This window comes from Lishizhenia sp. (assembly GCF_057456495.1).
In genome coordinates this window covers 1-11,578 of the sequence record NZ_JBVCPV010000088.1, presented here as the reverse complement: position 1 = coordinate 11,578, position 11,578 = coordinate 1, and the positions used below count along the sequence as shown (strand labels likewise).

Here is an 11,578-nt window from a genome sequence, read left to right as displayed (position 1 = left end):
TGTTCAATCCGTAGATAGATACCATTGCGTAGGCTTGTTTTGTTACCTTCTCCAAGTCACTCAACGCACCTGTAGAAATCTTACCAAAGATCAACTGCTCGGCAGCTCTACCTCCTAATGCAGAACACATTTCATCCAAGATTTGCTCTGTAGTTGTAATACTTCTTTCTTCTGGTAAGTACCATGCCGCTCCTAAAGACTGACCTCTAGGCACGATAGTCACTTTTACCAATGGATGTGCATATTGCAACAACCAAGAGATAGTTGCGTGTCCTGCCTCGTGGAAGGCAATCGACTTCTTCTCTTCTTTGGTAATGATTTTATTCTTCTTCTCTAAACCACCAATGATTCTATCAACGGCATCTAAGAAATCTTGCTTCTCTACGAAAGGCTTTTGTTTTCTTGCTGCAATTAACGCTGCTTCGTTACACAGGTTAGCAATGTCAGCACCGCTAAATCCTGGAGTTTGTTTCGACAAGAAATCAATGTCCATTTCTTTATCTAACTTCAATGGTTTTAAGTGAACTTGGAAAATTTCCTTACGCTCATTTAAGTCTGGCATGTCTACGTAAATCTGTCTATCAAAACGACCTGCACGCATCAATGCTTTATCCAATACATCTGCACGGTTAGTTGCTGCTAGAATAATAACTCCAGAGTTTGTTCCGAAACCATCCATTTCTGTTAACAACTGATTCAATGTATTCTCACGCTCATCGTTAGACCCCATAGAGTTACTTTTTCCTCTGGCTCTACCAATAGCATCAATCTCATCAATAAAGATAATTGCTGGAGATTTTTCTTTGGCTTGTTTAAACAAATCACGCACACGTGACGCTCCAACTCCCACAAACATCTCCACAAAATCAGATCCTGAAAGTGAGAAGAAAGGTACTTGTGCTTCACCTGCAACGGCTTTTGCCAATAAGGTTTTACCTGTTCCCGGAGGTCCTACCAATAAGGCTCCTTTCGGAATTTTAGCTCCAAGCTCTGTGTATTTCTTAGGGTTCTTTAAGAAGTCAACAATTTCCTCAACCTCTTCTTTAGCTCCTTCTAATCCAGCTACATCTTTAAAGGTAACATCTGTTCCTTTACCTTTTTCAAAGACTTGCGCTTTAGATTTACCGATGTTAAAGATTTGTCCACCAGGACCTCCTCCTGCTCCACCAGACATTCTTCTCATGATGAACATCCAGATTACAATGATGATTAATACAGGGAAAATGAAAGCGATAATTTGGCTTAAGTAATTCACCTCATTATTCACGTTATAGCTTCCCAACGGCTGCTTACCGTCTGCAATTAATTTCTCATTTGCTTTTTCATAGTTCTTGTCAAATACTTCTTGACTCGAAATATCTAATGAAAACTTCGGTTTACTTCTTGCCGAAAATGCGCTTGGTTGATTCGACATGATACGCTTCATACGATCATAATCTTTCTTATCCCCATTAGCGTTATCGAAATTTCCGTTCTCTATTGCTTTTTGTCCGTCTTCCGTTACTTGGAAATCTACTCTGTTCTGATTTCTAATCAACACAACATTCTCCACGTATCCGTTCTCCATTAGTTCAATGAAAGTACCTCTACTTACATCGCTACCTCCTGAAGACCCCATGAAAAACTGTGCTCCTAGAATCAATACTGCTATACCAGCGTATATCCAGTAAATCGAATACTGATTTTTCTTCTTTTTTGCCATTATTATTTTAATCTAAATTAGGAATATCTGTTCTTTTCGCATCTGCCCATAAGTCTTCAATCTCGTAAAAACTTCTTACGTCTTTATGGAAGATATGCACCACTACGTTCACGTAGTCTAACAATACCCACTCTCCGTTACGTTTACCTTCTTCATGCCAAGGTTTGTCGCGCAAAACTTTTCTTGTATGCCTTACAATAGCATTACTAGCTCCTTCTACTTGCGTGGTAGATTCACCACTACAAATCACGAAAAAATCGGTAACTGAATTATGAATATCTCTTAAATCTAAGATGGTAATGTCTTTGGCCTTCACCTCTTGCATTCCCTCGACTATTGTCTCGGCCAAAATTCGGGAATCTATTTTCTCTATTACTTTATGCATTCTCAATTTTGAGTGTACTACAAATCTAATTAAATTTTAATTTTACGCTCAGTGTTTTAAACTCATTGTTGCAGATATGACGCAAACAAAAATAGGTCATAAAATTATTCATCTAGAACGTGTAGATTCTACGAACAACTATGCTGCCAATATGGGGAAGCAAGGTCAAATTTCACACGGCACTGTTATTTTGGCAGATATACAGACAAATGGCAGAGGTCAACGCGGTAACACATGGCAATCTGACCCATTTTCTAACCTAACCATGAGTTTATACATCACCCCCAATGCTCTAATTAAAAACAACCAACATACTTTAAATTACGCCGTAAGTTTGGCATTGAAAGATGTATTGACCAAACACGCCGAAAATGTCAACATAAAATGGCCCAACGATATTTTGATAGGCAAACGAAAAATTGCCGGTATTTTAATTGAAAATCAATGGGGTCCTTTTGGAATTCAATCCTGTATTGTAGGGATAGGACTAAATCTGAATCAGCAGTCATTTGAAAATGACTTGGGCATTTCTTTAAGTCAAGCTTCCGGAAAACACCACACGCCTTACAACATTATGTTAGAGTTTTGCTATACATTTCAAGAAAGGTGGAATAGTATGGAGCAAGTAGGCGCTGACACACTAAAACAAGAGTTTGATAAAGCACTGTGGTTACGTGGTATTGAAAGTACCTTTGTAGATGCAGAAACGCAGGAGGAATTCAATGCCATTCTTGTAGACACAGATGAATTTGGAAATTTACGACTACAAAAAGAAAACGGACGAATCGAAAGCTATCGCAATCAATCCATCCGTTTCAAAGATCGTATGGTATAGAGGAATTACGCCTCGTATTTTTCTTTAATCTTATTGGTCATGTAGTTGAAAAGGTTGGTCAACGGTTTTTGAACCATCATTTTCAAGAAAGCGTTCACCTTTCCATCGAAGTGAATATAACCTTGCGTTTTATCTCCTTCTGGCGACATGAAAATTGTTAAATCAAATGGAAAAGGAGATTTTGCACCCGCTTTCATAATGATTTGTTGATTTTCTATCATCTCTTTCTGTTCCAAAGTGATAACAATCCCCCCTTGTACCTTAAAGCTACATGTTGTATCTGTTGCTGTGAAGTCTTTTACATCATCTTTTGGCAAAAGCTCACCAATGTTGTGGGCATCCTTTAAAAAGGCGTATACCGTAGTAACATCCGCATTTACAACAACTTTTTCACTATCTATTTTCATGGCTTAAGCTTCTTTTGGAGACCATTCAGATGGATTCTCTTTCCATTCTCTTAAAGAAACTAAATCCTCTTTAGAAATAGCACCTTGTTCTAAGGCCAAATCCATTAAAATATCGTAGTTAGAAAGCACAACGTAAGGACAATTCGCCTCCTCAAAGTTATTTTGAGAGATTTTGAATCCGTATGAGAAAATTGCCGCTAAACCTTTCACGTTTAACCCAGCTTCTCTTAATGCCTCTACAGCTTTTAAAGAAGAACCTCCAGTAGAAATCAAATCTTCAATAACTACAACGTTTTGTCCTTCAGTAAAATCACCTTCAATTTGGTTACCCAAACCGTGACCTTTTGCTGAAGATCTTACATAAATAAATGGCACTCCTAATTCTTGCGCTACTAATGCACCTTGTGCAATTCCTCCTGTAGCCACTCCTGCAATTACATCTGGTTTACCGTATTTCTCCAAAATGATCTCAGAATAACTTTGTCTTATAAAAGTTCTAATGTTTGGATAAGACAAGGTTTTTCGGTTATCACAATAGATTGGAGATTTCCAACCAGATGCCCATGTAAAAGGAGATGTGGGCTCAAGTTTTATTGCTTTAATTTGTAACAAAAATTCTGCTACTTTTGAAGCGTTATCCTTATTTAAAATCATGCCGCAAATGTATAAAGTTTTTATTGAAAATACGCCACTCTACTTTGTAAAGAATGAAAAAGGGTTGAAAAGCGATACTTTCTTGATAAAAGGCAAACTCAATGAAATTGTACTTAAAAACATCTTGAGTACATATAGAAACGCCTCAAGTAAAATTAGAATCGCCATTGTGGATGATGAGCCTAAGAAAGCTATGCGTAAACTTTTTGAAAATTACGCCTGGGTTGAAGCTGCTGGAGGAATTGTTCGTGACACGAAACACGACAAGTATTTGTTCATCAAACGCAATGGGTTTTGGGACATTGCCAAGGGGAAGCTCAAAAAAGGAGAAGATACAATCTTGGGTGCTCAACGTGAAATAGAAGAAGAATGTGGTATTTCAAATATTTCTTATGAAGATGAAATTATTGAAACCTATCATATATATGACACCTATGGAAAAGATGTTATAAAAAAAACCTATTGGTACAGTTTCACCTATGATGGAGATGAAAAACTAACGCCGCAAATTGAAGAAGGTATTACGAAGGTGAAATGGTTTTCTAAACCTAATTTAGATAAAATACGCTACAACACCTTTGCTTCAATTGTAGAAGTGATGGATGCTTATAAACATTTTAAACAAAGCTAAAATCAACGCGCCTGTTGTGCTGTTTACCTTCGCTGGTGGCATTTGTATCAACAGGCTCTCGTTCCCCCTTAAAATCTATCTCTAACTTATCTTCGGGTAAACCATGGGTTACAAAAAAGTCTTTTATCGCCTTTGCTCTTCTTTCTGATAAGCCTACGTTATAGGCATCTGTTCCTACCGCATCGGTATGACCTGTAACCTTAATACGTATATCTGAATGTCCTTGAACCACGCGTATCATATCTTTTAAATAAGCATGAAATTCAGCTTTTACCACAGATTTATCATGATCAAAATAAATCGGTTTAAATTTAAAATCCTCTAACTCCTTTTTGCGAATGGCTGGTGCTGAAAAACCTTTGTCTAAATCCATCTTTAAGCGGTGCACCCACAAATGACTAAGGTCTGACTTTTTCTGATCAGGAAAATTATAATCTGCTTTGTATAAAATGACGTAACCCGAATAATTTCTACAATCTACACTGGTAAAGGTTCCTTCTAAGTAGCCTGTACTATCGTTGTACTTCAGGTTGTATTTCAATTTACACCTTGGAGTTTCTCTGCTGTTGGCTCTCGATTTAAAATTGATTTCTTCAATTTCTATGTTAAAAGCATCACTGTCGTTCACCTTAAATCTTTTTAAGGCATAAACATCCGTATCCGTTAATTCAATACGCGTAAGCTCACTTCCTTTATCTAAGTTCAGGTAAATAGCTTGCTCGTCAGAAAAATCTTGGTGGATAGATAATATTCCCTTCCATTGCCCTTCCAAATCGGCAGACAATGTTGTAAATGTTACTAGCAGTACTGTGCATAAAAAAGTTAACCTCATCAAAGTATTATTCGGATAGAACAAGAAAATGTTCCAAGTTCATGCCATTAATTTATGGAATTTATAGAATTCACCTATTTTTGAGCCGCATGCAAAAGTTTCTGATCATACAAACGGCCTTTTTGGGAGATGTAATCTTGGCCACTCCTGTAGCTAACGCCTTACGAGAAAAATATCCTGACGCGCAAATAGACCTATTGGTGCGCAAGGGAAATGAAAGCTTGGTTCAAGGTCATTACTCCCTAGACAATGTTTTGATTTGGAACAAACAAGAAGGTAAATACAAAAGTCTACGCGCCCTTAAAAAGCGAATTGTTCAAGAAAAATATACAGAAATCATTAACCTGCACCGTTTTGCCAGTAGTGGATTTTTAACTGCCTTTGGTAAAGCTGAAAGTTCTGTTGGTTTTGATAAAAATCCATTGTCTTTCCTCTTTAAGAGAAAGGTTAAACACGATTTAACCAAAAACTTGCATGAAGTAGAAAGGAATTTAAGTTTAATTGCCCACCACGGTGTTCCTAAAAAATTGCGTCCTACCCTCCATCCTGCTGAGAAAGATTTTGCTTTTGTGAATCAGTACAAAGGACAAAAATACGTTTGCTTTGCACCTGCATCTGTTTGGTTTACGAAGCAAATGCCCAAGGAGAAATGGATAGAACTTGGTCATACCCTTAACCATAAAATCTATCTTATTGGTGGTCCGGGTGACCTTGCATTATGTGAGGAAATTGCACAAGAATTAGACAATGCTGAAGTATTGGCCGGAAAATTAAACCTCATGCAAAGTGCCGCTTTGATTAAAGACGCACAACACTGTTACGTGAACGATTCTGGCCCAATGCACATTTCCTCAGCTATGAATACACCAACCACAGCTTTTTACTGTAGCACTGTACCCGAGTTTGGATTTGGACCTTTGGCAGAACAATCTAGAATCATTAGCAAAAGTATGGATTGCAAGCCTTGTGGTTTGCATGGGCATAAAGCCTGCCCTAAAGGTCATTTTGACTGTGGCTATAAAATTGACTTTAAGAATGATGTTTATTTGGATTCTTAGACGGTTAGACTTTTAGACAATTAGATGTCTAGACAGTTTTGAGTATGAGTAAGGAGTTTGGATAAAGGATCTTAAAAAAATTTGCTTTCGCATCTGAATTGAAGAATTTTCAAACAAGGATAGGATGCAAAGTGAGCGTGGCGAAGGTTTAGGATTACTTAGCTTACAGCGGCGACTGGAAGAAGCCGCTGTAAGCTTTGGTAATACTTGGCCTTTGGGAGTGAGCTTGTAAGGATAGCCTGGCCGTTTGCCTAATTAAAAATAAATTGCTCCAAAGCTTTAATATAATTATCGTAGCCCATAATTGCCGGTGGGTTATTGTGATCACCACCTTCTACGCGAATGGCAGTTTTATCTCCAGTTTTATTGGCGTAGACAAGCTCTCCATGCGTTTTTATAGACAAGAAATCATCATCGGTTCCATGTATCCATAAAAGTGGAATATCTATATTTTTTATTTCTTCAGCGTTATCGATTTTAAGGTTCACAAAATAACTCCCTGGCATATCCAATGCTGCGGCATCTTGCACCATGACTTCGGCACTCGCAAAGGGAGATTCTAAGATTAGTTTGGTTGGCTCTAGGGGATAATCGGCTTTATTAGCCGTTAACTCACAAGCCGGTGCGCTTCCCAAAGAATAGCCGACCATGATGAGTTTATCACTGGTAACACCTTGGTCTTTTAACCACTGCATGGCCAATGCAACACTTTGATACATGTTCTCCTCAGTTGGTGCGCCACCGGACATACCATAACCCGGGTAATCCATCATCAATACCCCCAAACGGTTGAGTCCGCCAACATTGGCCAACAATTTTTGTCGCGGCCAATAATAGTCCATGTGATCGCGGTTTCCGTGGCAGTATAAAATAACGGTGTCTTGATCTATGGTAGACAAATCACCCGCATAGACCATGTGTACTTCTTCGTTTACACCCTCTATATCCATTTCCAACGCGAATGGATGTATGGCTGCGACGGGAACAGCATAATCATCTCCCACCTCAAGGGCTACTTCGCCCGAATAATTATCTAATTTGTATTCGGTGAGCGCTGCATTATTGAAGAGAAAACTGTCTAAACGCTTGCGACATGAAGTAAAGGCAAGCAGCGCAATTCCGCTAAATATGATCCATTTTTTCATCTTAAAATCTTTTAATTACACCTATGTAAATTCCAGTTGCTCCTCTTTCACCGGTGATACTTTTATAGTCGAGCACGATGTCTTGATTACTCATATAAGGCACCATCATTTTGAGTTCTGTGGAGAAGCTCCATTTGTTGCGTCGGAAAGTATGTCCGACCTGCACCATAGGAAAAGCCCAATTGTTTTGCGGCTGATCGTGCGCTCTTGTACTCGACAATTCAAACCACGACCCTACTCCCGCATACACGAAATTGTATTTAATTTTTCTGTTCGACAATAAATCTGCTTGTACCACACCTTGCTGGTTGTATTTCCAATAATAATTGGCTTCGAGTATAGGCCAAAGCTTGGTGTTTTGCTCAAAAACATCTCTTGCAAAATTCACACTGGGTGTGATGCTTATCCCCATGTGTCTGTCCCTGTTGTACCACACCTCTTTGACCACACCTAAATCAAACTGTGCCACTCCAAACACTGCGGCAGTTGTGTGCCAGCTGCCGTAAATGGTTGTACTGTGCGAGAGTCCTCTACCATAGGTCAAACTAGAAAAAGGTAAAGGAATTGTTGCCACACCGGGGACATTCACAAGCGGTCCGCCAAAATCTGCACTTACCGCATTTTGCTTTTTAGCGAGCGGTTCTATGAAGCGGGAGCTGGAGCAGGAGAAGAGGATGGAGGAAATGGTAAGGGGGATGATGAGTTGTTTTAGTTTCATGACGGGGTGTTTTTGGTAAGGGGAAGATAGGGGATTTTTTTGAGGGGGTTGGGGTTGAAGAAGGGAAAATTATTTTGACTAGTCGTAATCTTGCCAAATAGTTTTATTTGATTTCAACTCAGAATTATCATAACTTTTTTATCAACCTAATCTAATTCATTATGGACCTCAACGAATTCATCAATCGTTTTGGGACAGAGAAAAAATGTATTTCCTTTATAAAAATTCACAGAGAAAAGAAAGGAATCAACTGTCCTAAATGCAAATCAAAAGTTAATAATTGGCGACCAAAACACCTGTATTGGCGCTGTTGCTGTGGAAGGAAAATAAGTTTAAAAAGTGGCACTTTTATGGAATCTAGTAATCTCAATTTCACGACCTGGTTTAAGGCCATATTTTTCATGACTCATATTAAGAAATCCTATTCCACCTTAGAATTATCAAGGCTTTTAGGAATAAAAAGGTATCGTACTGTCTGGTACCTTAGTATGAAAATACGAATGGCCATGGGCAAGGAATTACTAGGAAAGGAGTATTTTCAATTCTTGTATATTTTATCCAATAATAGTAACGAAGAGTACAACATAAACGAACTAAAGAATTATTCAATTTCAGCAATTCATACATCATTGACCAGAGGTCAGGACGAGATAAACTTAATTACTCCCACCCAAACCCAAAAAGATTGTTTTTCAGAAGAAAAGAGATTAAGAATGAAAGGATATCGTTGTACTAAAATATTCAATGCTCAAGAAGGCATAGAATATCAGAATCCTCTTTCCCCCGTAAAACCTACCATTAAAAACTGGTTAAATAAACTTCTTTCTAATGCGAACAGAATGTTACGTGGTGCTCATCATGGTGTGAGTTTTCTGCATTTACAGAAATATATGTTTGAATTCTCTTTTAACTATAACAAACGAAGACAAAACAAATTTATACCATTGATAAGCGTGATATTGAAATAGAGCTTGGCAAGAATGCGACTAGTCAAAAATTCATAATAAGCTCCCCCCCAACATTTCCCCCCACATCCCCCTCAATATCTCAACCAAACTCCTTATCTTTGCAAAATCTTATGAATCAGTATAAAAAAGTTGCGTTCTACACGCTTGGATGTAAATTGAATTTCTCCGAAACTTCTACAATAGCTAGAGATTTCGAAGAAGCAGGTTTCGCAAAGGTTAACTTTGACGACACTCCTGATATTTATGTAATTAACACCTGTAGTGTTACTGAAAATGCCGATAAAAAATGTAAGCAATTGGTCAAAAAAGGATTAAAGATTAATCCGAATGCCTTTGTGATCATTATCGGGTGTTACGCACAATTAAAACCTGAACAAATTTCTAATATCCCCGGGGTTGATTTGGTATTGGGTGCCAATGAGAAATTCAATATTCTCGAACACCTAGAAGCCATGGATGCGAAAGCAGAAACAGCTCAAATGAAATTTGAAAACATTAAGGAAACCAAAGAGTTTGTCCCTTCCTTCTCTTACGGAGATAGAACGCGTTCTTTCTTGAAGGTTCAAGATGGATGTGATTACTTTTGTACCTTCTGTACCATTCCCTTAGCGCGTGGTAAAAGTAGAAATGCTTCTGTGGCTGAGACAACTTTGGAGGCTCAAAAAATTGCCGACACAAAGATTAAAGAAGTAGTTTTAACAGGGGTAAACATTGGTGATTTCGGACAAAATGGTGAAGAAAACTTCTTTGACTTGGTGAAATCTTTAGATGAAGTTGAAGGCATCGAACGTTTTAGAATTTCTTCTATCGAGCCCAACTTACTCTCTGATGAAATCATAGAATTCACTTTGGCGAATTCAAAACGATTTGTGCCGCACTTTCACATTCCTTTACAATCGGGGTCTGACAAATTATTGAAGGCGATGCGCCGAAAATATTTGAGTGAACTCTATGTAAATCGCGTTAACAAAATCAAAGAAATTTACCCGGATGCTTGTATAGGGGTTGATGTAATTGTTGGTTTCCCAGGCGAGACGGATGAAGAGTTTATGGTAACATACAACTTATTGAAAGACCTTGACATCTCTTACCTCCACGTTTTCACGTACTCTGAAAGAGCGAATACTGGAGCTTTGAAAATGAAAGATGTCGTTCCGATGAACGTGCGTAAAGACAGATCTAAAATGTTGCATATTCTTTCCGATAAAAAGAAACGTAAGTTCTACGAAGAAAACTTGAACAAAGACTTCACAGTACTTTGGGAGGGCGAAAACGACAATGGCTTTATGTACGGATTTACCGAGAATTACGTAAAGGTAACCCAACCGTACAACGAAACTGATATCAATGAAATGCGTAAAGTAAATTTAAAGCGCATCAATTCACAAGGAATCGTAGAAATAGAAACGTTGGTCTAAAACCCAAAGTAATAGATACCAAAAAAGTAGCCCGATAATTTCGAAGGCTACTTTTTTTATGTCATCTATTTTTTGGCCATTCCTTTTTATGAAAATAAAAAGTCGGGCTAAACGCTATAGTCCTCCTACAAAAAGCAATTCAAATTTAAGTAGGTTGGTATGCTTCTTCTAGTCGCATACCCCCTACTTTTTTCATTCCTTTTTGTACTCCGGGCTGCCGCTTATATCCCTAATGGGCGACGTTTCACTCTATTGTTCACTCTATATTTCAAACCAAACATAATAGAAGAACGAGAACCTTTCGATTGAATGTTGGCTGTATAAGCTTGTTGATCTCCACGCAATAAGTAAGTCATATCGTTTTGAGAATGTGTGTAAAGTCCCAATTGGTAATTGTAAGCTATAGAGAAATAAGCATTTCTCGAAAGTTTTAAATCTTTAGAAATTCCTAACCTCACAGCAGTTAAAACTTGTCTTTCAACATACTGTTCTCTATCTACTCGCCATACCTCACCTTCAGCAACTTGTGACATTGCAGCTTGATGGGTATCCGTCATTGTATCATGGTAAGTACCTGTCGTAAAACCTTGAACCAACCCTAAATTCACATTAATGTAATTGTAATTTTTAGGTCCGACAACCCTGTATCCTCCACCAATAGAAAACTCATAAGAAGAATTATATTCTGTACTAAAACGAGCCGGATAACTTTTTGGCCTTACAATGTGGTAACCATGATCTAAATATTGGAAAGAGTAGTTAAAATAAGCAAAGAAGTTTTTCGCCAATTCACGTTCAACATTAAGTCCCCAAGTAAAAGCGGCT

13 protein-coding genes are annotated in these 11,578 nt (G+C 38.1%); 5 read left to right on the top strand and 8 right to left on the bottom strand.

The features are described from left to right. Both ftsH and rsfS read right to left on the bottom strand, forming a co-directional pair. Positions 1-1,702, bottom strand: a 1,702-nt coding sequence (ftsH, locus tag AC22ZQ_RS07895) for an ATP-dependent zinc metalloprotease FtsH (RefSeq protein WP_318958238.1), incomplete at its 3' end; no start/stop codon positions are given. Between the two features lie 7 nt (positions 1,703-1,709). Next, positions 1,710-2,087, bottom strand: coding sequence for a ribosome silencing factor (rsfS, locus tag AC22ZQ_RS07890; RefSeq protein WP_318958237.1), 378 nt, complete (start codon positions 2,085-2,087; stop codon positions 1,710-1,712). Positions 2,088-2,163: 76 nt separating this feature from the next. Here rsfS and AC22ZQ_RS07885 point away from each other — a divergent pair, with 76 nt between their 5' ends. Further along, complete coding sequence (locus AC22ZQ_RS07885) at positions 2,164-2,922, top strand: biotin--[acetyl-CoA-carboxylase] ligase (protein ID WP_318958236.1); 759 nt, start codon at positions 2,164-2,166, stop codon at positions 2,920-2,922. A 5-nt stretch (positions 2,923-2,927) separates the two neighbouring features. Here AC22ZQ_RS07885 and AC22ZQ_RS07880 read toward each other — a convergent pair whose 3' ends face one another. Together AC22ZQ_RS07880 and pyrE are read right to left on the bottom strand one after the other, a co-directional pair. Next, positions 2,928-3,329 (bottom strand): hypothetical protein, encoded by a 402-nt coding sequence (locus AC22ZQ_RS07880; RefSeq protein WP_318958235.1) that lies wholly within the window; start codon positions 3,327-3,329, stop codon positions 2,928-2,930. 3 nt (positions 3,330-3,332) lie between these two features. Further along, positions 3,333-3,983, bottom strand: a complete 651-nt coding sequence (gene pyrE, locus AC22ZQ_RS07875; RefSeq protein ID WP_318958234.1) for an orotate phosphoribosyltransferase — start codon at positions 3,981-3,983, stop codon at positions 3,333-3,335. Between the two features lie 7 nt (positions 3,984-3,990). Here pyrE and AC22ZQ_RS07870 point away from each other — a divergent pair, with 7 nt between their 5' ends. Further along, positions 3,991-4,614, top strand: coding sequence for an NUDIX hydrolase (locus AC22ZQ_RS07870; protein ID WP_318958233.1), 624 nt, complete (start codon positions 3,991-3,993; stop codon positions 4,612-4,614). Here AC22ZQ_RS07870 and AC22ZQ_RS07865 read toward each other — a convergent pair. Beyond that, positions 4,601-5,446, bottom strand: a complete 846-nt coding sequence (locus AC22ZQ_RS07865; protein WP_318958232.1) for an OmpA family protein — start codon at positions 5,444-5,446, stop codon at positions 4,601-4,603. The two genes, AC22ZQ_RS07870 and AC22ZQ_RS07865, sit on opposite strands and share 14 nt — an antisense overlap. An 89-nt stretch (positions 5,447-5,535) precedes the next feature. Here AC22ZQ_RS07865 and AC22ZQ_RS07860 point away from each other — a divergent pair, with 89 nt between their 5' ends. Further along, positions 5,536-6,504 carry a glycosyltransferase family 9 protein gene (locus AC22ZQ_RS07860; RefSeq protein ID WP_318958231.1) on the top strand — a complete coding sequence of 323 codons (969 nt, stop codon included), beginning with the start codon at positions 5,536-5,538 and terminating at the stop codon, positions 6,502-6,504. Between the two features lie 251 nt (positions 6,505-6,755). Here AC22ZQ_RS07860 and AC22ZQ_RS07855 read toward each other — a convergent pair whose 3' ends face one another. After that, entirely contained in the window at positions 6,756-7,649 is an 894-nt protein-coding gene (locus tag AC22ZQ_RS07855; protein WP_318958230.1) for an alpha/beta hydrolase, read from the bottom strand. Position 7,650: 1 nt separating this feature from the next. Beyond that, positions 7,651-8,367: a hypothetical protein gene (locus AC22ZQ_RS07850; protein WP_318958229.1), complete on the bottom strand. Its 717-nt coding sequence runs from the start codon at positions 8,365-8,367 to the stop codon at positions 7,651-7,653. A gap of 506 nt (positions 8,368-8,873) precedes the next feature. Between AC22ZQ_RS07850 and AC22ZQ_RS07845 the strand changes: the two genes are divergently transcribed. Both AC22ZQ_RS07845 and mtaB read left to right on the top strand, forming a co-directional pair. Beyond that, positions 8,874-9,335 carry a transposase gene (locus AC22ZQ_RS07845; protein ID WP_318958228.1) on the top strand — a complete coding sequence of 154 codons (462 nt, stop codon included), beginning with the start codon at positions 8,874-8,876 and terminating at the stop codon, positions 9,333-9,335. Between the two features lie 110 nt (positions 9,336-9,445). After that, on the top strand, positions 9,446-10,753 hold the full coding sequence (mtaB, locus tag AC22ZQ_RS07840; protein ID WP_318958227.1) for a tRNA (N(6)-L-threonylcarbamoyladenosine(37)-C(2))-methylthiotransferase MtaB: 1,308 nt from the start codon (positions 9,446-9,448) through the stop codon (positions 10,751-10,753). Positions 10,754-10,974: 221 nt separating this feature from the next. Here mtaB and AC22ZQ_RS07835 read toward each other — a convergent pair. Beyond that, on the bottom strand, positions 10,975-11,578 hold a 604-nt coding region (locus AC22ZQ_RS07835; protein ID WP_318958226.1), incomplete at its 5' end, for a hypothetical protein.